This is a genomic window from Microbacterium sp. AC145 (assembly GCF_979258505.1).
The window spans coordinates 2,358,113-2,381,654 of sequence record NZ_OZ409859.1 but is presented as its reverse complement, the minus strand read 5'-3'; the positions used below and the strand labels follow the sequence as shown (position 1 = coordinate 2,381,654).

Genomic DNA, 23,542 nt, shown 5'->3' with positions numbered 1-23,542 from the left:
CTGATCCTCGTCCGGAACCCTGATGGGATGAGGGCCGGGAGACGGCGTGGGTGAGATCACCTGGCGCGATGCGACCGTCGCGTGGGCGCATCCTTCCGAACCAGACGGGTTCACCGAGCTCGATCTCGCGGCGATGGGCCAGCCGCAGGTCGACCGATATCACCAGCTCGACGGGCCCCGTGCTCAGGCTTTCCTCGCGGGCAGGGCTCTGATCCGCGACCGGGTCCGTCGGCTCACCGGCGTCGACGAGGTCATCCTCGACAGCCGGTGTGACCGGTGCGGGGCTCCGCACGGCCGACCGACGACCGCCGGGGTCTCGATGAGTGTGAGCCACTCCGACGACCTCGTCGTGGTCGCGGTGCGGCTGGGGCCGGGAACGGTCGGCGTCGACGTCGAACCAGTGGCCTCGTCCGCCCGGGTCGCCGAGGTGGCAGCGCTCTTCGCGAACGGGCTCGCGCCGGATCTCGCAGGATGGACCCGCATCGAGGCGGCTCTCAAGGCGGATGGGCGAGGCTTCGCGGTCGACCCGGATGCCGTGGTGCTGCATCCGCCCTCGCCGGATTCCGATTCGCCCGTGTGGTCAGCAGTTCTCCCCGAACGGGCTTCCGCGATCGACGTCGTCACTCTCGTCGGTCCGCCAGGTCACGTGCTGAGCATCGCGATCGGCTGAGCGGCACCGCAGGAATCCCGATCTGACGCCGTCGCCTTCAGATAGTGCGGGGGAGCGCGGGCAGCGGGCGCTCGTCGATCCAGGCGCGCACGAGCGCCCGTGCCGGGCCGCCGGCCGCCTCGTCGACCACGCCGAGGAAGTCATCGCTCGTCACGGCGAGCCCCGCGAAGCGGCGGGTCCATTCGCGCACGAGCGTGAAGAAGACCGCGTCGCCGATCGTCAGCCGCAATGCGTGGAGCGCGAGGGCACCGCGCTTGTAGACGCGATCGTCGAACATGTCGTTCGGGCCCGGGTCTGAGAGCACGAGGTCGTGAGGGAGCGTGCGCAGGTGAGCGTGATGAGCCTGGGCCTTCGCCTGCGCCGTCGGCCCGCCGGACGCCTCGGACCACAGCCACTCCGCGTAGCAGGCGAATCCCTCGTTCAGCCAGATGTCCTGCCAGCTCGCGACGCCCACGCTGTTGCCGAACCACTGGTGCGCGAGCTCATGGGCGATCAGGCGGTCGCTGCCGCCGATCCCGTCGACGTGATTGGCTCCGAAGATCGCCATGCCCTGCGCCTCGAGCGGGATCTCGAGGACGTCGGGAGTGATCACGACCTTGTAGGACTCGTAGGGGTAGGGGCCGAACGCCGCCACGAACGTCGTCATCATCTCGGGCAGCGCGGCGAAGTCCGCGCGCACGCGTGACGCGAGCGCCCGGGGGTGGAAGAGACGACCGGGAGTCCCGTCGAGGTCGACCCTGTCGTCGTCGTACTGGCCGATCTGCACCGTCATCAGATATGTCGCTGTCGGCACCGGCTGATCGAAGGTCCAGCGCGTGCGACCGCGCTGCGTCGACCGCGTGGCGGCGCCGCCGCTGACGACCGTGTATTCGGGATCGGCGGTGAACTCCAGACGGTAGGTCGCCTTGTCGGACGGGACATCGTTGCAGGGGAACCAGGTCGGGGCGCCCGTCGGCTGCGACGCGACCAGCACGCCGTCTTCGAGTTCTTCCCATCCGAGGAGTCCCCACCGGGTGCGGCGGGGCGAGGGGGCGCCCGAATAGTCGACCGTGACGGTGAGTTCCTGTCCGCTCTGCCGTTCGCCGCCGAAGAGCACCTTGAGGCGCCGCTCGTCCTGCCGGAACGATGCTGACCGATCACCGCTCACCCGCACCTTCGTGGCCTTGAGGCCGACGAGGTCGAGGGAGATGTGCTTGGCCGACTCCTGCATCCGCAGAGTGATCGTCGCGGTGCCCGCGAGGCGGTTCGTGGTCACCCGGTAGTCGATGACGAGGTCGTAGTGCAGCACCCCGTAGCGTCGATCGCCGCTGTGCGGGGTGTAGGGGTCGACGGTCATGAGTTCGAGGCCTGGTACGAGCGCACCTTGACCGCGCGCCACGGGCCGATGGGGTTGCCGCTCCACCGGCTGCCGACGGGCACGAACTCACCGCGCATCACGAGCGACGCGGGCCCGACCGTGGCATCCGCCCCGATGGTCGCTGCGGGCAGGATCACGCTGTGCGGACCGAGGGTCGCACCGTTCTCGAGGGTCACTGCGTCGATGCTCATCACTCGATCATGGAACAGATGCGTCTGAACCACACATCCGCGGTTCACCGTGGCGCCGTCTCCGAGCGTGACCAGGTCGGGCTCGGGCAGCCAGTAGCTGTCGGTCCAGACGCCTCGACCGATCTTCGCGCCCAGTGTGCGCAACCAGATGGCGAGTGCGGGAGTGCCGGATGCGGAGTTGGCGAACCAGGGCGCGGCGACCATCTCGGTGAACGTGTCAGACACCTCCGTGCGCCAGACGAAGCTCGACCAGAGGGGGTGTTCGCCCGCCCGGATCGGACCCACGATCAGCCACTTGGCGGCGGTGGTGATCAGGGCGGCGAACGCACCCGCCGCGAGCATCACGGCGCTCGAGACGATGACTGCCCATCCGAGCCCCCAGGCCTCGACCACAGCCGCGAGCGTGAGCATCACCGCGAGTCCGATCGTGCAGGTCACGAACACCGGGATGATGCGGCACAGCTCCCACAGGGCTCGCGCGAGGCGGAGTCCTGCGCGTGGCCGGTACGTGCGCTCGAGATCGGAGTCGTTGACGACTCGGCGAAGCCGCGCCGCGGGTGAGCCCAGCCACGACGAGCCCGCCTTCGCCTTCGGGGGAGCGACCGACAACACGGCGACCAGTCCGTCGCGCGGCACATTGTGCCCGCCCGCGGCCATGCCGGAGTTGCCGAGAAAAGCGCGCTTGCCGATGCGCGCGGTGCCCAGTCGCATCCATCCGCCCTGCAGTTCGTACGTCGCGACCATGGTGTCGTCTGCGAGAAACGCTCCGTCGGCGATGGTCGTGAGCTTGGGGATGAGCAGCACGGTCGACGCCTCGACGTCGCGGCCGACGTCGGCGCCGAGAGCGCGCAGCCAGAGCGGGGTCGCGATGCTCGAATACAGCGGGAAGAGGAAGGTGCGGGCCGAGTCGAGCAGGAGCTCGGTCGTCCACGCCTGCCACGCGATCCGCGAGCGCACGGGGTAGACGCCCTCGGCGAGACCCGCTCCGAGAACCCGCACGAGAATCAGCACGAGACCGGCGAAGACGAATCCGGAGAGCAGCACGGCCGGGACCAGCAGCGCCAGGATGCTCGGAACAGCGGCGATCAGGGAGTCGGCCCCGCGCATGCCCAGTGCGAGCACCCAGGCCCCGGCGGCGAGCGAGACGATGGGGAGGACGCCGAGGGACGCCGACGACGCGGCATACGCCCACAGCCACCGGGTGCGGCTCGGCGGGCGTCCGTCGGCGAACGGCCGGGAGACTCCGCCGACGCGCGCCGCCGGCGACCCGGCCCAGCGCTGCCCGGATCGGACCCGCCCGAACACGGCCGAGCCGGGCGCGATCTCGGCACCACGGCCGATCTTCGTCCCGGGCGCGAGGGTGCTGCGCGCGCCGATCGTCGCATCGGCCCCGATGCGGATGCCGCCGATGCGCACGGTGTCGCCGTCGATCCAGTAGCCGGTGAGGTCGACCTCCGGCTCGATCGATGCGCCGGAGCCGATGTCGAGCATCCCCGTGATCGGCGGGACCGTGTGCAGATCGACGTCTTTGTGGATGCGGGCACCGAGCGCCCGTGCGTAGTAGACCACCCAGGGTGCTCCGGCGAGCCCCACCGGGTCGACCTGCTGGGCGATCTGCTCGGCCAGCCAGAGGCGCAGGTGCACGCCGCCGCCGCGCGGATAGTCGCCCGGGCGGAGTCCGGCGAGCAGCAGGCGCGCGGCGACCGCGGCGATCGTCATCTTGCCGAGAGGGGTGACGAAGATCAGCAGGCCGACGATGATCGTCCACACCGGAACGTCGGGCAGGAACTCGAAGCCCGGAGTCAGTCGCAGGATCCAGCTCGCGGTGAGCAGGAACAGCAGCCATCGGATGCCGGTGAACACGAACAGGGGAAGGCCCGCGATCGTCTGCACCCACTGCATCCGTCGAGGGGTCGGGACCGGCTGGCTGAAGACCCGTTCCTCGGCGTCTTCGTCATCGGCCTCGTCGTCGACGGCATCCGACATCTGTCGCAGGCGCGGCAGGTCGTAGACATCGGTCATCGTGAACTCGGGTGCGCGGGTGCGCAGGCGAGAGACCAGCTGGGCGGCCGCAAGCGACCCGCCGCCGAGCTGGAAGAAGTCGGCGTCCTCGTCGCCCGGGCGCACGCCGAGTACGGCGAACCACTGCTCTGCGAGCCAGGCTGCCGTGCCCGACAGGGATGAATCGTTCGCGTCGCCGGAATCGAGCGGCCAGGGGAGCGCCGCCTTGTCGACCTTCCCGGACGTGCGGACGGGCAGGTCGTCGACGGTCGCGAGCAACGGGATCAGGGGCGCGGGAAGAGTCTCCGAGAGCTCGCCGCGCGCGATCTGCCGGTCGAAGCCCTCGTCGGGGACGACATAGCCGACGAGTATGGGCATGCCCGTCTCGGTCTTCTGCACCACCACGGTCGCCGCCGAGACCGAGGTCAGCGCCTGCAACGCCGCTTCGACCTCGCCGAGCTCGATACGGCGTCCGCCGATCTTGACCTGATCATCGGCGCGCCCCTGGAAGATCAGCCCCTCGGACTCGACGCGCACGACGTCGCCGGAGCGGTATGCCCGGTCCCAGCCGAGGGTGGGCATCGGCGCGTACTTCTCGGAGTCCTTCGCGGGGTCGAGGTATCGGGCGAGTCCGACGCCGCCGATGATCAGCTCGCCGGTCTCGCCCTCGGCGACGCGCTGCCCGTCAGGGGCGACCACGGCGAGCGACCACCCGTCTAGCGGAAGACCGATGCGCACGGGACCGGTGCCGTCCATCAACGACGCGCAGGCGACGACCGTGGCCTCGGTCGGGCCATAGGTGTTCCACACCTCGCGTCCGTCGGAGGCCAGTCGGGCGACCAGCTCGGGTGGGCAGGCCTCGCCGCCGAAGATCAGCAGACGCACGTTCTCGATCGCATCCTGCGGCCAGAGCGCGGCGAGGGTGGGCACCGTCGACACGACGGTGAGCCCGTGGCCGAGCAGCCAGGGGCCGAGGTCTTCTCCCGACCGCACGAGCGCTCGAGGTGCGGGCACCAGGCACGCGCCGTGCCCCCACGCCAGCCACATCTCCTCGCACGACGCGTCGAAGGCGACGGAGAGTCCTGCGAGCACGCGATCGCCGGGGCCCAACGGTGCGTCCTGCAGGAACAGACGCGCCTCGGCGTCGACGAAGGCCGCGGCCGAGCGGTGCGAGACGGCGACGCCCTTGGGCACCCCGGTCGAGCCGGACGTGAAGATGATCCACGCGTCGTCCTCGGTCGTCGGAGGTGCGACGACCGGGATCGCGGAGGTGCTCGGATGCGGTGCCTCGCTGCCGAAGAGGCCGGCCGCATCAGCGGCACCTGTGGGCAGGTATCCGGCATCGGTGATCGTGCCGGCGATGCGCGCCTCGTGGAAGACGAGGTCCGCGCGCTCCTGAGGATCGTCGGCGTCGACGGGGACGTACGCTGCGCCGGCCGCCATGGTTCCGAGGATCGCGATGTACAGCTCGCGGCGCCCGGATGTCATTCGGATGCCGACGCGGTCGCCGTGGCGCACACCTCTGTCACGAAGCAGAGCGGCTGTACGCCAGACGTGCGCGAGCAGCTCGGCGTAGCTGAGAGCGCCGTCGGCATCCTCGATCGCCGAGGCGTCGGGATATCGCTGGGTCGTGTCGCGGAGGATGTCGATCAGCGTGCGGGGAGGAGGCGCGTCGGCACCCCGGTCGAGCGCCTCCTGCACGTCAGCGCGCAAGGAGGTCGAGCAGAGCGGCCTTCGTCAGGCGCGAGTATCCGGTGCGACCCTCCGCACGGGCGCGGGCCCGCAGCTCGATGACCGTCAACGAACTCAGGTCGGAGGAGGGTGCCGGGGCCGTCGACCCGGTGGCGGGCGCGCCGGCCTCGGATGCCTCGGCGAGAGGAGCGGGCGAGACCGCGGGCGTGCGTGTGGCCTTCTTCGGGGTGGCCTTCTTCGGGACGGCCTTCGTTCCGGCGGGCTGCGTGGCGGGCTGCGACGTCGTGGCAGACGTCTTCTGCGCGGACTTCTTCGCGTCGGCCTTCGTATCGGGCGTGGACGTCGTTGAGGACTTCTTCTGCGCGGCCTTCTTCGTGGCGGACTTCTTCGGTGCCTGAAGCAGAGCCGCGGCCTCCTGGAGTCGCTCGGTGGCGGCGGTGGCCGACTTCGCGACCTTCTTCGGTCGGTCGGCGAGCTTCTTCTTCGAGACCTTCGTCGCGTCCTTCGCGTCCTCGACGAGAGGCGCGAGCTTCTTGGCGGACTTCTTCGGAAGCGACTTGAGCAGCTTCTTCGCGTCCTTCGCCGCGTCCTTGGCAGCGTCGATGGCCGCTTCCGCGTTGCGGTGTGCGGGGGTCTTCTTCGCCATGATCGCTCTCCCTCTGTCGCCGGAACATCCGGTCGGGCATTCGGCACAGAGGATACTCATGCAAGGTGAACAATCGGTGCCGCGGCCTCCGCCGGCGCAGTCATACGCCGTCACACTTGAAACACAAACGTAATCCGCAGAGGGGCCTCAGTAACATGTGCGCCCTGGCACGCATGTTTAGATGTTCTCCTACCCGTCCCTGGGAACAACCCCCTCGTCCTTCAGGAGCTGACATGCAGCGTCGCAACATCATCGCCGGGATCGCGCTCGCCGCGACCGCCACCCTCGCCCTCGCAGGCTGTGCGACCGGAGCGGGCAGCGGAGGATCCGGCGAGCCGGCGGCGGGCGACGAGTACGACCTCGTCGAATCGGGAACGCTGACGGTCTGCTCCGACATCCCCTACGCTCCGTTCGAGTTCGAGGGTGGCGACAACGGCACGGGATACACCGGCTTCGACATCGACCTCCTCGACGCGATCGCCAAGGAGCTCGACCTCAAGCTCTCCGTGCAGGATGTCGGATTCGACGCGCTGCAGTCGGGCACCACGCTCGCCGCGGGAACCTGCGACATCGGCGCATCGGCCATGACGATCACCGACGAGCGCAAGGAGAACATCGACTTCTCCGCTCCCTACTACGACTCGCTGCAGTCGCTGCTGGTGCGCACCGACTCGGGCATCGAATCGATCGACGATCTGTCGGGTAAGAACGTCGGCGTCCAGCAGGGCACCACGGGCGAGGCATACGCGACCGAGAACGCCGAGGGTGCGGAGCTCGTGCAGTACCCCTCTGACGGCGAGCTGTGGCCCGCGATGCAGGCAGGCCAGATCGACGCGATCCTGCAGGACCAGCCGGTGAACCTCGAGCACGAGAAGGCCGACAGCGCCTACGAGATCGTCGAGGAGTACGAGACCGGCGAGTCCTACGGCTTCGCCTACGCGAAGGGCGAGAAGGATGCGCTGCGCGAGGCGATCGACGGTGCACTGGAGGACCTGCGCGGCAGCGGCGACTACCAGACGATCTACGACACCTACTTCGCCTCTAAGTAATCAGCGAGCGACGTAGAGCAAGGAGACCTTGACAATGGCGTTGAGGCGCACCACGAAGAGCAAGCTGTACCGGTACATCGTCTACGCGGTGCTGATCGCCATCGTCGTCTGGGCGGCGGTCAGCACCGACTGGGCGAAGATCGGCCCGCTGTTCTTCAACCCCGAGATCGCGATCGAGATGTTCCCGGGGATCATCACGACCGCACTGGTCAATACGCTGTGGTTCACGGCGGTGGCGTTCGTCGCCGGGCTCCTGCTGGGCATCGTCCTGGCGCTGCTGAAGCTGTCGAGCATCGGGCCTTTCCGGTGGATCGCCACCGCGTGGATCGAGCTCTTCCGCGGGCTCCCCGCGATCCTCACGATCTTCGGCGTCGCGTTCATCCTCCCGATCGCCCTGGGAATCTCCGGACGCGACCTCGGGGGCCCCGTGGTCCTCGGCCTCATCGGACTCATCCTGGTCGCGTCGGCGTACATGGCAGAGACCATCCGCGCGGGCATCCAGGCCGTTCCGAAGGGCCAGACAGAGGCAGCGCGATCACTGGGCATGTCGCCGATGAAGACCACGTTCTGGATCATCGTGCCGCAGGGATTCCGCATCATCATCCCGCCGCTGACCAACGAGTTCGTGCTCCTGCTGAAGGACACCTCGCTGCTCTTCGTCGCAGGCACGTTCATCTGGTCGAAGGAACTCACGAACTTCGCGCGTGATGCGGCGACGCAGAACACCAACGCGACGCCGCTGATCATGGCGGCGATCCTGTACCTGATCGTGACGATCCCACTCACGCGATTCAGCGCGTGGCTGGAACGACGGATGGCGAAGCAGCGATGATCACCGACCTGATTGATGTCCACGCTCCTGCGATCGACCTGCAGGGGCTCGTGAAGAGCTTCGGTGACAATGAGGTGCTCAAGGGCATCGACCTCACCGTCACGAAGGGCGAGGTCGTCTGCATCATCGGCCCTTCGGGATCGGGGAAGTCGACGCTGCTGCGCTCGGTCAACCTCCTCGAGGAGCCGACGGGTGGCAAGGTGCTGATCGAGGGCATCGACATCACCGACCCTGATGTCGACATCGACCGAGTGCGCACTCGTATCGGCATGGTTTTCCAGAGCTTCAACCTGTTTCCGCACCTCGACGTGATGGGCAATCTCATGATCGCGCAGCAGCGTGTGAAGAAGCGGTCGAAGGCCGAGGCCGAGAGGATCGCGCACGAGATGCTCGGCCGGGTCGGGCTCTCCGAGAAGTCCGACGCCTTTCCCGGGCACCTGTCGGGAGGACAGCAGCAGCGCGTCGCGATCGCGCGGGCGCTGTGCATGAACCCCGACATGATGCTGTTCGACGAGCCGACCTCGGCGCTCGACCCCGAGCTGGTCGGCGAGGTGCTGCAGGTGATGCGGTCTCTCGCGGACGAGGGGATGACGATGCTCGTCGTGACTCACGAGATGGGCTTCGCCCGTGAGGTCGGATCCCGCCTGATCTTCATGGACGGCGGTCACATCGTCGAAGAGGGCGACCCGCGCGAGGTGCTCGCCAACCCGCAGCATCCGCGCACGCAGGACTTCTTGGCGCGCGTGCTCTGAATTCACGACGCACTACGACAAGACCCCCTCCCGCTGAGTCAGCGGGAGGGGGTCTCTGTGTGAAGCGTGAGGGTGAACGTCAGTCGAGTTCGACGACCGTTGCTCCTGGCGCGTTGTTCTTGACCGACTCGATGCCGCCCTTCGCGGCGGACCGAGTCGTGTAACTCTCGCTCGACGCGATCACCTCGCCGTTGCCGGCCTTCAGACGGAACCGGTGACCACCAGCGCTGTCGGTGTACAGCTCGAACTTGCCTGCCATGAGGCGTCCTTTCTCTGCGGTGAAGAGGGAGCGACGCCCTCGCGCATTACGGTATCTCGGAGTGCTGGTCGAGGGATAGGGCGGGTTTCAGCCGCGAGGATGCACGGACACAGGCTCGGGCGCGACAGCGATGCGCACGCGATCGCCGAACGCCGGGTGGATGCCGGGGGAGTGCTGCAGGCGCACCAGCTCACCCGATTCCGTGCGCACGAGGGTGCGGCGCATGCTTCCGAGGAACGTGCTCTCCTGCACGAGCGCGTCGGTCGCGGCATCCGCCTCCGTCGCGAAGTGCACGTTCTCGGGGCGCAGGTAGACGTCGACGGGGCCGTCGGCGGGTGACTGCAGCGGGAGCCGCTGTCCCCACACCATCACGTGATCTCCCTCTGCGACTCCGGATACGACGCTCGAGAGCCCGACGAAAGCGGCGACGCCCGCGGTCGACGGAGTCGTGTAGAGCTGCTCCGGGGTGCCGATCTGCTCGATCCGTCCGGCATTCATCACGGCGATCCTGTCGGAGACCGCGAGGGCCTCTTCCTGGTCGTGGGTCACGAAGACGGTCGTGATTCCCAGGCGCAGCTGGATGCGGCGGATCTCGTCACGCAGCTGCACCCGCACCTTCGCATCGAGTGCGGAGAGCGGCTCGTCGAGCAGCAGCACCTTCGGCTCGGTGACGAGTGCGCGCGCGAGCGCCACGCGCTGCTGCTGTCCGCCCGAGAGCTGATGCGGGAAGCGCTCGGCGAAGTCGGTGAGGCCGACGAGTGCGAGGGCGTCGAGCGCCCGCTTCGCGGCTTCCGCCTTGCCCACGCCACGGCGACGCAACCCGAAGGCCGTGTTCTCCGCGACCCGCAGGTGCGGGAACAGCGAGTACGACTGGAACACCATGCCGATGTCGCGCTTGTTGGTCGGCACCCGCGAGACGTCGCCACCGTCGAGGAGCACCGCGCCGCTGTCGAGTCCTTCGAGGCCTGCGAGCACACGCAGCAGCGTGGTCTTGCCGCAGCCTGACGGGCCGAGCAGAGAGACGAACTCGCCGGGGGCGATGTCGAGGTCGACACCGTGCAGCACGGTGTTGCCGGAGTAGCTCTTCACGATGCCCTGAAGTTGCACGCGGGTGCCCTCACCGGCCTCGGCGAGGAGCATGTTGTCGGCGGTCTGGGGGAGGGTCATGAGCGGGCCTTTCCGGTGCCGCGGGCGACGCGGCCGATGAGGAGCAGAAGCAGGAAGACGAACAGCAGCGCCAGCAGCGTGAAGATCGCGGGAGCGTACGGGTCCTGCTTCTGCACGACGACCATGGCCGTCTGGAACACCTGGCGATTGAGCAGGGAGGCGATCGTGAATTCGCCCAGCACGACGGCGATCGAGATCAGCGAGGCCGCGAGCAGCCCCTGCCGGAGGTTCGGTGCGAGCACCTTCAGCACCACCGTCGGCCAGCTCGCTCCGAGCGACCGGGCGGCCTCCGCGAGGGTACGCAGGTCGGCGGCGTCGATGGACGCCTGGATCGAGCGGTATGCGAAGGGCAGCACGGTGATGCCGTAGGCGAAGGCCAGCGTCCAGGTGCCGGTTCCGAGGGTGCGACCGATCTGCAGGTAGATCGGAGCGAGGCCCACGACCAGCACGATCGCGGGGATCGAGATCGGCAGCAGCACGGCGAACTCGAAGATCGGCTTGAGCGTGCCGAAGCGCAGGTTCACCAGGATCATCGTCGGCGCGAGCAGCAGGAGCACGATCGCCACCGTCACCATCGCGAGGATCAGCGAGTTGCCGAGACCCATCCAGATCGGCTTGATGGCGGCCGACTCGGCGGGGTCGAACAGGGCTGCCCAGCGCTCGAAGCCGAGGGTGCCGTCGGTCTGCCGCAGCGTGTAGAGGAAGGTCGAGACCAGCGGGATCGCGAAGAAGGCACCGACCACGATGCCGATGATCCATCGCGTGACGAGAGAGGGGCCGAGGCGATTCATGACTGCCACCTCGCGGCTCGGCGCTGGATGAGGGAGTACAGGGCCATGACGACTCCGACGATCACGATCATGCCGAGCGCGAGCGCGCCGGCCAGGTTCTCGCGGCCGAGCACGGTCTCGCTCGTGAGTGATGCACGGATCTGCAGCGGAACGATCTGCGCGCCCTGGCTGGCGAGGGCTGCAGCAGTGGCGTACGACGAGAACGCGTTCGCGAACAGCAGGAGCAGGCTCGCGAGGAACGAGGGGGCGAGCACCGGGATGCCGATGCGCAGCCAGAAGCTCGAGCGCGTGCCGCCGAGCGTGAGGTTCGCCTCGGCCCACTGCGGCTTGAGCGCTGCGAGAGCAGGCATGAACGTGATCACCATCAGTGGGATCTGGAAGTAGATGTAGGGCAGGACGAGACCCGGGAGCTCGTAGAGCCAGGTGCCGTTCGCGAAGATGTCGATGCCGAGGTCGTTCTTGAGGAAGAGCGTCACGACGCCCTGGATGCCGATCGTGGCGATGAACGCGAACGCGAGCATCACACCGCCGAACTGGGCGAGCACGCCGGCTGCGGCATCCACCGTCGACCGGACGCCGCCGTCAGGGTTCATGCCGAGCAGCGCGTAGCAGACGAGGGCGCCGGCGACCGCGCCGACGACGGCGGTGAGCAGTGAGAGTCCCGCTGAGTTCGCGAAGGTGGTGAGCACCACCGGGTCGCCGAGGGCCGAGAGGTTCGACCAGGTGAAGGAGCCGTCCTTCGTGAAGAAGCCGGAGCCGATGGCGAGGATGGTCGGCACGGCGAGGAAGAGCAGCACGTACGCGGCGAACGGAACGAGACCGAGCCAGGCGACGGACGGCGCGGAGCGCTGGGCCCGCGACGAGGTCGCAGGCCCAGCGCTGTGCGCTGCGGGGGAGACGGGGGCGGATGCCGTGGCATCCGCCCCCGCAGTGGTGGCAGTGGTCACTGGACCGCCGCTGCCCACTTCTCGCCGAGCAGGGTGCCGGCGTTCGTCGACTGCTCCTCGGTCGGGACGACCGTCTCGCTCGGAACATCGGGAAGGGCCGCGGCCAGGTCGGCGTCGATGGTGCCCGCCTCGGTCATGGCCTCCATGCGAGCGGGGCGCGCGCCACCCTTGAGCCACAGGTTCTGGGCCTCGTCGCTGTAGAGGAACTCCTGCCACAGGCGAGCGGCCGCCGGGTTCGGCGCGTCCTTGTTGATCGCCTGGTTGTAGTAGCCCGCGTAGCCGGTGCCGTCGAGTACGACGACCTTCCAGTTCTCGTTGTCGGCGGAGTGCGCGGCGTTCAGGTAGTCCCAGTCGAAGACGACGGGGGTCTCGCCGCTCGCGACGGTCGCGGTGGTCACGTCGACCTTGAGCAGGTTGCCTGCCTTCTGCAGGTCGGAGAAGAAGTCGATGCCCGGCTGGAAGTCGTCGAGCGTGCCGTCGGACTGCACCGTGGCGAGGCCCACGGCGGCGAAGGCCGCGCCGGCCTGCGTCGGGTCGCCGTTGATGGCGACGGCGCCCTTGTATGCGGCATCCTTCAGGTCGTCGAGCGACTCGGGAGCGTCGAACTTCGACGAGTCGTAGCCGATCGACATGTATCCGCCGTAGTCGCCGACGAAGAGACCGGTCGGCTCCTTGAGCTCGTCGGGGATCTCGTCCCACGTCTGCACCTGGTACGGCGCGAACACGTCGGTGTTCTGCAGCGCGACCGTGAGGCCGAGGTCGAACACGTCTGGCGCGGTGTCGAGGCCCTCGTTCGTCTTCGCAGCCTGGATCTCCTCGGCACTCGAGACGTCGGGCGATGCCTCGTTGATCGTGATCTCGGGGTACTTCTCGGCGAACAGGTCGAGGATCTCACCGTAGTTCGCCCAGTCACGCGGAAGCGCGATGACGTTGAGCTGTCCCTCGGCCTTGGCGGCCTCTTCGAGGTCGGCGAATGAGCCGAAGTCCTCGACCGAGGTCGCGGCTGCGGCATCGACCTCGTCGCTGCCGGCAGCGGGCGTCTCCGCGCCCGTCGCGCAGGCGGTGAGGCCGAGCGCAGCGGTGGTGAACAGGGCGATGCCCGCGCCGATGCGCGCGCGGCGGTGGAAGTTGGTCATCAGGGTCCTCTCGGTGCCCGGCGCTGTGTGCCGGATTCGGGTTGCGAGAGGACACTATGAGTCGAGGGTTGCCGATGATCGCGGCTCGGGTGAACGACAGGTGTCCGTGGGGTGGCGGGTCCGACCGCGGTGGCGGGAGAGGCGCCGCGCAGTCTGACATCCTGGACGGATGGACATCGGCAGTGTGCTCGGGCTCGAGCAGCTCACCTGGGGCACGCTGATCCTTGTGGTCGTCGCGGCGTTCGCGGCCGGGTGGATCGACGCCGTCGTGGGCGGAGGAGGGCTGCTGCAGCTGCCCGCGCTTCTGCTGATCCCCGGCATCTCGCCCATCCAGGCACTCGCCACCAACAAGCTCGCCTCCGTCTTCGGCACCGCCACGAGCAGCGTCACCTACTATCGGCGCGCGAAACCCGACATCCGCACCGCTCTGCCGATGGCCGCGATCGCGCTCGTCGGATCGTTCGGCGGAGCCGCCGTCGCCACCGTGCTGCCGGCAGCGGCGTTCAAGCCGATCATCGTGGTCGCCCTGCTCGCCGTCGCGCTCTTCACCGCGTTCCGCCCGCAGATGGGGGCCGCGACGCGGCTGCGCTTCAGTGGACACAAACATCACATCATGGCGGGGTTGTCGGGTCTGGTGATCGGCTTCTACGACGGACTGATCGGGCCGGGAACCGGGACGTTTTTGGTGATCTCGCTCGTCGCGCTGCTGGGTTACGACTTCCTGCAGGCGAGCGCCAAGGCGAAGATCGTCAACCTCGCCACGAACACCGGCGCCCTGCTGCTCTTCATCCCGCACGGCGCGGTGCTGTGGCTGCTCGGCGGCATCCTCGCCGTCGCGAACGTGGCCGGCAGCTATCTCGGCTCGCGCATGGCCATCTCGAAGGGCACGACGTTCATCCGCGTCGTGTTCCTCGTCGTCGTGGTCGCGCTGATCGCGAAGCTCGGGGTCGACGTGTGGAACGAGAACATCGCGCCCGCGCTCGCGCAGATCGGTCGTTGAGCGGGGCGGCCGGCGTCGCAGATCGGTCGTTGATCGAGGCCGGCGGAGCCGCCCGAGACGAAACGTGGTGAGGTCGGCTCGGGGCGTTTCGTCTCAGTCGACGTCGTCGTCTTCGCTCAACGAACGGAAGCGGAGTCGCAGATCGGTCGTTGAGCGAGGCCGGCGGAGCCGCCCGAGACGAAACGCGGTGAGTCTCGTCGTAAGTCTCACCGCGTCTCGTCTCGCGTCGTCCGCTCAACGAACGGGCATCGAGGTCAGGCCTCGTCGTCCTCCGGCTCGAAGTCGACGCCGGCCTCGGCGCGCTGCTCGGCCGTGATCGGCGCCGGAGCCGCGGTCAGCGGGTCGAAGCCGTTACCCGACTTCGGGAACGCGATGACGTCGCGGATCGACTCGGTCTTCGTGAGGTGCTGCAGCACGCGGTCCATGCCGAGCGCGATTCCGCCGTGCGGCGGGGCGCCGAACTTGAACGCGTCGAGCAGGAAGCCGAACTGCTCCTGTGCGAACTCGTCGCTGATGCCCATGACCTCGAACACGCGCTTCTGCACGTCTTCGCGGTGGATGCGGATCGATCCGCCGCCGAGCTCCGAGCCGTTGCACACGATGTCGTACGCGTAGGCGAGTGCCGAACCGGGATCGGTGTCGAACGTGTCCTGGAACTCCGGCTTCGGGCCGGTGAACGCGTGGTGCACGGCGGTCCAGGCTCCGGCACCGACGGCGACGTCACCGGATGCGACGGCATCCGCTGCCGGCTCGAACATCGGAGCGTCGACGACCCACGTGAACGCGAACTCGTCGGGGTTGAGGTAGCCGAGACGACGGCCGATCTCGACACGGGCGGCACCGAGAAGCGCACGGCTCTCCTTCGTCGACCCTGCGGCGAAGAACACGCAGTCGCCGGCAGATGCGCCGACGAACTCCGCGAGGCCCGCCTGCTCAGCCTCGGAGAGGTTCTTGGCGGCAGGACCGCCGAGCGAGCCGTCCTCGTTGAAGAGCACGTACGCGAGGCCGCGGGCGCCGCGCTGCTTGGCCCAGTCCTGCCACGCGTCGAGCTGCTTGCGGGGCTGGCTCGCGCCGCCCGGCATGACGACGGCACCGACGTACTCGGCCTGGAACACGCGGAACGGGGTGTCCGTGAAGTACTCGGTCGCCTCGACGAGCTCGAGGCCGAAGCGCAGATCGGGCTTGTCCGAGCCGTACTTCGCCATGGCGTCGGCATAGGTCAGCCGCGGCAGCGGGGTCTGCACCTCGACGCCGATCGTCTTCCACATCGCCTGGATGAGCGACTCCATCAGAGTGATGACGTCTTCCTGGTCGACGAAGCTCATCTCGATGTCGAGCTGCGTGAACTCCGGCTGGCGGTCTGCGCGGAAGTCCTCATCGCGGTAGCAGCGGGCGATCTGGTAGTACTTCTCGACGCCGCCGACCATGAGCAGCTGCTTGAAGAGCTGCGGCGACTGCGGCAGTGCGTACCAGCTGCCGGGGTGCAGGCGAGCGGGCACGACGAAGTCGCGGGCGCCCTCGGGCGTCGAGCGCGTGAGGGTCGGCGTCTCGACCTCGGTGAAGTCCTCGCCGTGCAGCACATCGCGGACGGCCTTGTAGACGTTCGAGCGCAGACGCAGGGCGGATGCCGTGGCGGGGCGACGCAGGTCGAGGTAGCGGTACTTGAGGCGGGCCTCCTCGCCGACCGTCTCGGTGTCGGCGACAGCGGTCGACACCTGGAACGGCAGCGGAGCGGACTCGTTCAGCACCTCGACATCGGTCGCGATGAGCTCGATGTCGCCGGTCGGCAGGTTCGGGTTCGCGTTGCCCTCGGGGCGACGGGAGACCTCGCCGGTGACCTTGAGCACGAACTCGTTGCGCAGCGGGTGCGCGATCTCTTCATCGCGGATGACGACCTGGGCGATGCCCGATGCATCCCGAAGATCGATGAACGCGACTCCTCCGTGATCACGACGGCGATCGACCCAACCCGAGAGGGTGACGGTCTGACCGATATGCTCGGCTCGCAGTGAGCCTGCCGAGTGGGTGCGAAGCACGGAGGATTCCTCCTGATCTGGGAAATGATGAACCCGCCCATTCTACGGGGGTGGTGTCGCCTCCTCCGCCGGTGGCATATCGGTCAGTAGGATCGCCACGACAGCCGGTCGACCAGCGAAAGGGTCATCATGGACTACAACGGCATCTCGGATCTGTTCGCCTCGATCTTCTCCGGCACGGCGGGCCTCATCGCCCTCGTCTTCTACATCCTCGTGGTGGTCGGCCTGTGGAAGGTCTTCACGAAGGCGGGGTACCCCGGCATCCTCGCGATCATCCCCATCGTGAATGTGGTGTTCCTCGTCAAGATCGCAGGTATGTCGGGCTGGCTCGCGCTGCTCTATCTCATCCCGATCGTGGGGTTCTTCTTCGGGATCTTCGTGGCGGTCAGGCTCGGCGAGCGGTTCGGCAAGGGCGGGTTCTTCTCCTTCTTCCTGCTCTTCGTCTTCCCCTACATCGGGTACCTGATCCTCGGCTTCGGCGACTCCCGCTACCGCGCGATCTGACATGGTGGCGTCGCGTCTGCATCTTGTCCGTCACGGTGAGGTCCACAACCCGAAGCGTGTGCTCTACGGGCGGCTGCCGGATTACCATCTGAGCACGGCGGGCCGGCAGATGGCTCAGGCGGCCGCCGAGCACGTCGCCGCTCAGGACAGACCGGTCGCCGCGCTGTACTCCTCGCCGCTGGAGCGCGCGCAGGAGTCAGCCGAACCGTTCGCCGAACGCTTCGGACTCACGCCCGAGATCGACATCCGTCTGATCGAGCCGACCAACGTCTTCGAGGGCACGCGCATGAAGCGCTCGCTGATGAACCCGGTCAACTGGTGGCATCTGCGTCAGCCGTCACTGCCCAGCTGGGGCGAGCCGTACACGTCGATCGCCGAGCGGATGCTGGGCATGATGGCCGAGGCATGGCGTTCCGTCGACGGGGGTGATCTGGTGATGGTGTCGCATCAGGCGCCGATCTGGATCACGCACCTGCGCGTCGCCGGCCTGCCACTGCAGCACGATCCGCGTACCCGGCGCTGCGCACTCTCGAGCGTCACATCGTTCGAGTTGGTGGGCGATGTCTGGCGTGAAGTGGCATATGCGGAACCTGCGTCGACCAGCAACGCGGTCGACGTCGGCGCAGTGTGACCGCCGACCGCGTCCGAATCGCGCACCTGGCGGATCATGGGGCTCACCATCCGCACAGTGCGCGATTCGAACCTGTCAGTGGGTCATCAGTGCCTGGATGACTCCTACCGCTGCCATCTGACCGGCGGTGGCGGCCAGCAGTACGGCGGCCATGGGGCCGGGCAGCGATGCGCGATGAGCGAGATCGCCGGCCGCGAAGACGCCGGTCATCGAGGTGCGGCCGAACTCGTCGATCTCGATCGAGCCCGAAGGCAGCAGCTGCAACCCGAGCTGGTCGGCGAACGGCGCGCGATGGCGCTGTGTTCCGGATGCGACGAAGACCCCGGCGACGGTGCGCTCATCCACCTCCGTGGTGATGCGCACATCCTCACCGTCACGGCTCACCGAGGTGACCGGAGCCGTGCTGACGCGCGCCCCGCGGGTCTCGAGAGCCGCGATCTCATCGGCGGAGAACCCTCCGTCGACGGGGAAGACGGTGATGTCCCGGACGATGGGGCCGAGCAGCGCGATGAGATGCTCGGCGCGAGCAGCGGGCCCGAGGATGCCGATCGAGCGTCCGGCATGCTCGTGGCCGTCGCAGAACGGGCAGTTGAAGGCCGTGATGCCCCACAGCTCCTGCAGACCGGGGATGGGAGGGAGGTCGTCGGCGATGCCCGTCGCGAGGATCACCTGGCGCGCCTCGACCGGTTCGTCGTTCGCGAGGAGAACGGTGAAGAGCCCCTCCGCACCGGTGACGGCGCGAGCCTCGACGGTGCGGATCTCGACATCGTCGTAGGCCTCGAGCTGTCTGCGCGCGGTGGCGCGGAACTCGGCGGGGTCGGTTCCGTCGTTCGCGATCACGTTGTGCATGTGGAGCACCGTGCCGTTCCGGTATTCGCCGGAGTCGAGCAGCAGGGTGCGGCGGTGCATCCGACCGAGTGTCAGCGCCGCCTGCAGGCCGGCGGGTCCTGCTCCGATGATGATCGCGTCGTACATGTGGGGTCCTTCCGAGGGGGAGCGCTTGCATTCGTCCTCAGTCTGTGACTTCATGTCAACATGAAGTCAAGCTCTGAGAGCCAGTGGTCCGTCGGCGAGGTCGCCGCGCGCTTCGATCTGCCGACCAATGTGCTCCGGCACTGGGAGTCGGTGGGGCTGCTCCGCCCTGTGCGCGACTCGGCCGGGCGACGCCGATACGGCGAAGACGACGTCGTGCGCGTCGCCGTGATCCGGCGCAGCAAGGCCGCGGGAATGACGCTCGACCAGATCGCCGTTCTTCTCGACGACGGCAGCGCGGGTCGGCATGAGGTGCTGCAGCAGCATCTGGACGACCTCGATCGGCGGATGGAGGACATGCGTCGATCGCGAGAGATGACCGAGCACGCGATGGGATGCCGCTCGCATGACATCGCGACATGCCCGCGCTTCCGCGCGAGCGTGGAGGACGTGCTGGCGAGGCTCTGAGGCGTTTCGTCTCGGGCGGCTTCGCCGTCCTCGCTCAACGACCGGGAAGGCGGCTTCGCCGTCCTCGCTCAACGACCGGGAGAGGGCTTCGCGGTCCTCGCTCGACGACCGGGGAGAGGGGGCATCCGGCCCATGCATAGGAACCCCGCGTAAAATCGATGCCGTGCCACGCGTCTCGACGATTCGTCCGAACCGCAGCGGCCGCTCCTCCCGCACACGGCTTCCTCGCCGTGCGGTCGGTGTCGCGCTCGCCGCGGTGTTCGCCATCGGCTTGAGCGCGTGCGCGCCGGATGCGGTGAGCGATTCGTTCCTCTCCGGTGAGAACACCGGATACGTCGCGGCTGACGGTGCGATCGTCGAGATCCCCGTCGCCGACCGCGAGGCTCCGGTCGCCGAGTTCGGCGGCGTCACGGAGAACGGCGAGGAATTCAGCAGCTCCGAGCTCGCAGGCAAGGTCACGGTCGTGAACTTCTGGTACGCGGGCTGCGCTCCGTGCCGGCTCGAGGCCGAAGCCCTCGAGGGCGTGTGGCAGGAGCACGGTGGCGACGAGGTGGCCTTCCTGGGGGTCAACACCCGCGACCAGGCCGACACCGCCAAGGCCTTCTCCGCCGAGTTCGGCGTGACGTACCCGAGCCTGATCGATGTCGACACGGCCGAGGCGAAGCTCGCTTTCTCCTCGTCCGTACCGATCCAGGCGACACCGACCACTCTCGTGCTCGACAAGCAGGGCCGGGTCGCCGCGCGCATCATCGGACCGATCGACGGCACCTCGATCCTCTCGACGCTCGTCAAGGACGCGCTCGCGGAGGACTCGTGAGTCTCGCGGGAGCGGCGTGAACCCCGAAGCCATCATCGGATCGGGAGCCCTCTGGCTCGCGATCCCGGTCGCGATGCTCGCCGGGCTCGTGTCGTTCCTGTCGCCGTGCGTCCTGCCGCTCGTTCCGGGCTACCTCGGGTTCCTCGGGGGAGCGGTCGCTCCGCGCCGCGCGGTGAACACGGCAGACGGCACCGCCGTCTCGACGGTCGAGGCTCCCGCCCGCAGCCGGCTCGTGCTCGGTGTGCTGCTCTTCATCCTGGGCTTCACCGTCGTCTTCATCCTGTACACGGTGCTCAGCGGCACGTTCGGGGTCTTCTTCCTCCGCTGGGGTGATCTGATCACCCGCATCCTCGGTGCTTTCATCATCGTCATGGGCCTGATCTTCCTCGGCGCCTTCGGGTTCGCGCAGCGCGAGATCCGTTTCCACGTCGACTCCAAGGTGGGCATCATCGGCGCACCGCTGCTGGGAGTCGCCCTCGGCATCGGCTGGGCCCCCTGCATGGGACCGACGCTCGGCGCGATCATCGCGCTCTCGTTCAACGCCGGCGACCCGGTGCGCGCCGGGTTCCTCGGGCTCGCCTATTCACTCGGTCTCGGCATCCCGTTCCTGCTCGTCGCCCTCGGATTCGGCTGGGCGACGAAGACGATCGGGTTCCTCCGTCGCCACATCCGCGTCGTGAACATCATCGGCGGCGTGCTGCTGATCGTCCTGGGTGTGCTGATGGTGACCGGTCTGTGGACCGACATCATGTCGAGACTGACGGCGGTGATCAGCAGTGTCCCCCTCCCGTTCTGATCAGAAGAAGACGCATCGGAAGGATGACGTGAGCAGCACTACCGACAGGTCGAGCGATCCGCTCCGACCGTCAGACCACGTCGACGGCGAAGAGTCGATCACCCAGCCCCGCCTCGGCTTCGTGGGCTGGCTGCGCTGGGGCTGGCGTCAGCTGACCTCGATGCGCACCGCGCTCATCCTGCTGCTCGTGCTCGCGATCGCGGCGATCCCCGGCTCGATCTTCCCGCAGCGGATGGCCGACCCCAACGGCGTCACGCAGTGGGAGCGCGACAACCCCGATCTCTTCCCGATCCTCGACGGCCTGAAGCTGTTCGACGTCTACCTGTCGCCGTGGTTCTCGGCGATCTACCTGCTGCTGTTCGCCTCTCTCGTCGGCTGCGTGATCCCCCGCATCAAGCACCACGCCAAGGCGCTCCGTGCTCGTCCCCCGCGCACGCCCGCTCGCCTCAAGAGGCTCGCCGACTACCGCGCGGTCGACAGGTCGTCCGCCGACGCGAAGGCGGATGCTGCGGCATCCGTCGACATCGCCGCGAAGCAGCTCAAGGCGCTCGGCTACCGCGTCGAGCGCTACGACTCGGGTCGCACGTATTCGGCATCCGCCGAGCGCGGATACTGGCGCGAGACCGGCAACCTTCTGTTCCACCTCGCCCTCGTGGGCGTGCTGATCACGATCGGTGTAGGCGGCGGTTTCGCCTACACGGGCCAGCGAGTGCTGGTCGAAGGGGAGACCTTCGCCAACACGCTGCTCGACTACGACTCGATGAACCGCGGTCGCTTCGTGGCCGACGACGCGCTCGCGCCGTACTCGATGCGCCTCGACAGCTTCGACGTCACCTACCAGCCGTTCGGTGAGCCGGGATCCGGCCAGGCAGGCGACTTCTCGGCGAACGTCACGGTGCAGGAGAACGGCGAAGAGCGCACCGGCGCTGTCAAGGTCAACGAGCCGCTCGCGGTCGCCGACGACGATGTGTTCCTGCTCGGCAACGGGTACGCGCCGACGATCACCGTGCGCGATCCCGCCGGCGACGTGGTGTTCACGAACAGCACGCCGTTCCTTCCGCAGGACAACAACATGACCTCGCTCGGGGTGCTCAAGGTCCCCGACGGGCTCGCTGAGCAGGTGGGTCTGGTCGGCTTCTTCTATCCGACGACCGGAGTGCTCGACACCGGGGCGTTCTTCTCGGCATACGGAGACCTCACCAACCCGACTCTCACCCTCGACGTCTACACAGGCGACCTCGGAATCAACGAGGGAGTCCCCCGATCGGTGTACGTGCTGGACACCACCGGAATGACGAAGGTGACAGGTCGCACGACCGACCTCGAGTCGATCGAGCTCACTCCGGGGCAGACCGCCGACCTGCCGAACGGCCTCGGGACCGTGACCTTCGAGGATGAGTCTCCGGCGGGTGCCACCGATCTCTCCGAGTCGGTGAAGCGGTTCGCCTCGCTGCAGATCCACCGCGACGAGTCGGGAGTCTGGGTGCTCGGATTCGCTCTGCTCGCGCTGGGAGGTCTGATGCTCGCGCTGTTCGTGCCGCGCCGACGCGTCTGGATCAAGGCGAGCGCCGGCGACGGCATCGTCGCGTTCGAGTACGCCGGTCTCGCCCGCGGGGAGGATCCGACGCTTGCTGCAGCCGTCGACGATCTCGTCGCGGGTCATGCGCGTCTGCTCGACGCGGCCGGAGTCACGAACGCCGTCGAGACCCCGGACATCATCGACACCGCACCGGAGCCCACGGCGCAACCAGAGCCGGCCGCAGAGACCGAGACCGGGCGACCCGCATCCGACACCCCGAAAGTAGACTGACACCATGCTCGATCTCGAAGTGATCTCGCCCGTCCTGCTGTGGACGGCGATCGCGATCTACGCGGCGGCCTTCGTGGCCTACGCCTTCGACCTCGCTCGCCGGTCGCAGTTGTCGACCGATGCGGCGAGCGTGCGCGAATTCGAACTCGTCGGCGCAGGATCGAAGGGCGCGAAGAGCTCGAATGGTGCCGCCGCGGCATCCGGCAGCGCTGAGGCCCCGCAGCGATTCGTGATGGCCCGCATCGGAACGTCGCTGACGATCCTCGCCTTCCTGTTCCACCTCGGCGCGACGGTGACCCGAGGCTTCGCCGCCGGGCGTGTGCCGTGGGCCAATCTCTACGAGTTCGCGATGACGGGCACGCTGCTCATCGTGGCGGTCTTCCTGGTCGTGCTGACTCGCATCGATCTTCGCTTCCTCGGCACATTCATCACCGGCCTCGTCGTGGTGCTTCTGGGCCTCGCGGCGACCAACTTCTACGTCGATGTCTCCCCGCTGATGGATCCGCTGAAGAGTGTGTGGCTCGTGATCCACGTCTTCGTGGCGTCACTCGGCACGGCCTTCTTCGCGCTGGCGTTCGCGCTCTCCGTCATCCAGCTCATGCAGTCGCGCCGCGAGCGGCTGGTCTCAGAGGGCGCCGAGAAGACCGGCCCCGGATTCCTGAGGACGTTCCCCGGCTCCGAGCGGCTCGAGAGCATGGCATACCGGTTCACGATCATCGGCTTCATCCTGTGGACCTTCACCCTCATCGCAGGGTCGATCTGGGCCTACTACGCATGGAGCCGCTTCTGGGGCTTCGACGTGAAGGAGACCTGGACGTTCGTGATCTGGGTGCTCTACGCCGGCTACATCCACGCCCGCGCGACGCGCGGGTGGCGCGGCAACCGCTCGGCATGGCTGGCGATCGTCGGCTTCTCGGCCGTGATCTTCAACTTCACGATCGTGAACGTCTTCTTCAAGGGGTTGCACGCCTACTCGGGTCTCAGCTGACCCGGGCTGCTCGGCTTCCCGATCGAACAG

22 protein-coding genes are annotated in these 23,542 nt (G+C 67.9%); 12 read left to right on the top strand and 10 right to left on the bottom strand.

The window, feature by feature from the left end; all coding sequences use genetic code 11:
• Window positions 1-46: 46 nt before the first annotated feature.
• Window positions 47-670 (top strand): 4'-phosphopantetheinyl transferase family protein, encoded by a 624-nt coding sequence (locus ACZZZN_RS11540; RefSeq protein ID WP_463505285.1) that lies wholly within the window; start codon window positions 47-49, stop codon window positions 668-670.
• A gap of 37 nt (window positions 671-707) precedes the next feature.
• On the opposite strand, the gene ACZZZN_RS11535 is transcribed toward ACZZZN_RS11540, so the two are convergent.
• Genes ACZZZN_RS11535 through ACZZZN_RS11525 form a run of 3 tightly spaced genes read right to left on the bottom strand, consistent with a single transcriptional unit; the run spans window position 708 to window position 6,557 of the window.
• Window positions 708-2,006: a M1 family metallopeptidase gene (locus tag ACZZZN_RS11535; RefSeq protein WP_463505284.1), complete on the bottom strand. Its 1,299-nt coding sequence runs from the start codon at window positions 2,004-2,006 to the stop codon at window positions 708-710.
• Complete coding sequence (locus ACZZZN_RS11530; RefSeq protein ID WP_463505283.1) at window positions 2,003-5,932, bottom strand: Pls/PosA family non-ribosomal peptide synthetase; 3,930 nt, start codon at window positions 5,930-5,932, stop codon at window positions 2,003-2,005. Before ACZZZN_RS11530 ends, ACZZZN_RS11535 begins: the two co-directional genes overlap by 4 nt.
• Window positions 5,922-6,557, bottom strand: a complete 636-nt coding sequence (locus ACZZZN_RS11525; protein WP_463505282.1) for a hypothetical protein — start codon at window positions 6,555-6,557, stop codon at window positions 5,922-5,924. Before ACZZZN_RS11525 ends, ACZZZN_RS11530 begins: the two co-directional genes overlap by 11 nt.
• Window positions 6,558-6,790: 233 nt before the next feature.
• Between ACZZZN_RS11525 and ACZZZN_RS11520 the strand changes: the two genes are divergently transcribed.
• The 3 genes from ACZZZN_RS11520 to ACZZZN_RS11510 are packed head-to-tail and all read left to right on the top strand — an operon-like array spanning window position 6,791 to window position 9,190.
• Complete coding sequence (locus tag ACZZZN_RS11520; RefSeq protein WP_463505281.1) at window positions 6,791-7,606, top strand: transporter substrate-binding domain-containing protein; 816 nt, start codon at window positions 6,791-6,793, stop codon at window positions 7,604-7,606.
• Between the two features lie 34 nt (window positions 7,607-7,640).
• The gene (locus ACZZZN_RS11515; RefSeq protein ID WP_463505280.1) at window positions 7,641-8,438 is read left to right on the top strand and encodes an amino acid ABC transporter permease; all 798 of its coding nucleotides are present in this window, start codon (window positions 7,641-7,643) and stop codon (window positions 8,436-8,438) included.
• Window positions 8,435-9,190 (top strand): amino acid ABC transporter ATP-binding protein, encoded by a 756-nt coding sequence (locus ACZZZN_RS11510; RefSeq protein WP_463505279.1) that lies wholly within the window; start codon window positions 8,435-8,437, stop codon window positions 9,188-9,190. Before ACZZZN_RS11515 ends, ACZZZN_RS11510 begins: the two co-directional genes overlap by 4 nt.
• A 79-nt stretch (window positions 9,191-9,269) precedes the next feature.
• Here ACZZZN_RS11510 and ACZZZN_RS11505 read toward each other — a convergent pair whose 3' ends face one another.
• From ACZZZN_RS11505 to ACZZZN_RS11485, 5 genes are all read right to left on the bottom strand, one after another.
• A complete protein-coding gene (locus ACZZZN_RS11505; protein WP_463505278.1) occupies window positions 9,270-9,449 on the bottom strand; it encodes a YegP family protein in 180 nt (59 codons plus the stop codon).
• An 87-nt stretch (window positions 9,450-9,536) separates the two neighbouring features.
• Window positions 9,537-10,616, bottom strand: a complete 1,080-nt coding sequence (locus ACZZZN_RS11500) for an ABC transporter ATP-binding protein (protein WP_463505277.1) — start codon at window positions 10,614-10,616, stop codon at window positions 9,537-9,539.
• Window positions 10,613-11,407 carry an ABC transporter permease gene (locus ACZZZN_RS11495; RefSeq protein ID WP_463505276.1) on the bottom strand — a complete coding sequence of 265 codons (795 nt, stop codon included), beginning with the start codon at window positions 11,405-11,407 and terminating at the stop codon, window positions 10,613-10,615. Before ACZZZN_RS11495 ends, ACZZZN_RS11500 begins: the two co-directional genes overlap by 4 nt.
• On the bottom strand, window positions 11,404-12,354 hold the full coding sequence (locus tag ACZZZN_RS11490; protein WP_463505275.1) for an ABC transporter permease: 951 nt from the start codon (window positions 12,352-12,354) through the stop codon (window positions 11,404-11,406). Before ACZZZN_RS11490 ends, ACZZZN_RS11495 begins: the two co-directional genes overlap by 4 nt.
• Window positions 12,351-13,490, bottom strand: coding sequence for an ABC transporter substrate-binding protein (locus ACZZZN_RS11485; RefSeq protein WP_463505274.1), 1,140 nt, complete (start codon window positions 13,488-13,490; stop codon window positions 12,351-12,353). The genes ACZZZN_RS11490 and ACZZZN_RS11485 overlap by 4 nt, the downstream gene beginning before the upstream one ends.
• Window positions 13,491-13,659: 169 nt before the next feature.
• On the opposite strand from ACZZZN_RS11485, the gene ACZZZN_RS11480 reads away from it, so the two are divergent.
• A complete protein-coding gene (locus ACZZZN_RS11480) occupies window positions 13,660-14,490 on the top strand; it encodes a sulfite exporter TauE/SafE family protein (protein WP_463505273.1) in 831 nt (276 codons plus the stop codon).
• Between the two features lie 254 nt (window positions 14,491-14,744).
• On the opposite strand, the gene aspS is transcribed toward ACZZZN_RS11480, so the two are convergent.
• Window positions 14,745-16,526 carry an aspartate--tRNA ligase gene (aspS, locus tag ACZZZN_RS11475; RefSeq protein WP_463505272.1) on the bottom strand — a complete coding sequence of 594 codons (1,782 nt, stop codon included), beginning with the start codon at window positions 16,524-16,526 and terminating at the stop codon, window positions 14,745-14,747.
• Window positions 16,527-16,655: 129 nt separating this feature from the next.
• Between aspS and ACZZZN_RS11470 the strand changes: the two genes are divergently transcribed.
• Complete coding sequence (locus ACZZZN_RS11470) at window positions 16,656-17,030, top strand: DUF5684 domain-containing protein (RefSeq protein ID WP_463505271.1); 375 nt, start codon at window positions 16,656-16,658, stop codon at window positions 17,028-17,030.
• Between the two features lies 1 nt (window position 17,031).
• A complete protein-coding gene (locus ACZZZN_RS11465) occupies window positions 17,032-17,661 on the top strand; it encodes a histidine phosphatase family protein (RefSeq protein ID WP_463505270.1) in 630 nt (209 codons plus the stop codon).
• Window positions 17,662-17,736: 75 nt separating this feature from the next.
• On the opposite strand, the gene ACZZZN_RS11460 is transcribed toward ACZZZN_RS11465, so the two are convergent.
• The gene (locus ACZZZN_RS11460; RefSeq protein WP_463505269.1) at window positions 17,737-18,636 is read right to left on the bottom strand and encodes an NAD(P)/FAD-dependent oxidoreductase; all 900 of its coding nucleotides are present in this window, start codon (window positions 18,634-18,636) and stop codon (window positions 17,737-17,739) included.
• 60 nt (window positions 18,637-18,696) lie between these two features.
• Here ACZZZN_RS11460 and ACZZZN_RS11455 point away from each other — a divergent pair, with 60 nt between their 5' ends.
• The 5 genes from ACZZZN_RS11455 to ccsB all read left to right on the top strand — a co-directional run bounded on the left by ACZZZN_RS11455 (window position 18,697) and on the right by ccsB (window position 23,512).
• Window positions 18,697-19,101, top strand: coding sequence for a MerR family transcriptional regulator (locus ACZZZN_RS11455; protein ID WP_463505268.1), 405 nt, complete (start codon window positions 18,697-18,699; stop codon window positions 19,099-19,101).
• 163 nt (window positions 19,102-19,264) lie between these two features.
• Window positions 19,265-19,918: a TlpA family protein disulfide reductase gene (locus ACZZZN_RS11450; RefSeq protein WP_463505267.1), complete on the top strand. Its 654-nt coding sequence runs from the start codon at window positions 19,265-19,267 to the stop codon at window positions 19,916-19,918.
• A 16-nt stretch (window positions 19,919-19,934) separates the two neighbouring features.
• A complete protein-coding gene (locus ACZZZN_RS11445; protein ID WP_463505266.1) occupies window positions 19,935-20,714 on the top strand; it encodes a cytochrome c biogenesis CcdA family protein in 780 nt (259 codons plus the stop codon).
• A 28-nt stretch (window positions 20,715-20,742) separates the two neighbouring features.
• Window positions 20,743-22,524, top strand: a complete 1,782-nt coding sequence (gene resB, locus ACZZZN_RS11440) for a cytochrome c biogenesis protein ResB (RefSeq protein WP_463505265.1) — start codon at window positions 20,743-20,745, stop codon at window positions 22,522-22,524.
• 4 nt (window positions 22,525-22,528) lie between these two features.
• A complete protein-coding gene (gene ccsB / locus ACZZZN_RS11435) occupies window positions 22,529-23,512 on the top strand; it encodes a c-type cytochrome biogenesis protein CcsB (protein WP_463505264.1) in 984 nt (327 codons plus the stop codon).
• Window positions 23,513-23,542 lie beyond the last annotated feature (30 nt).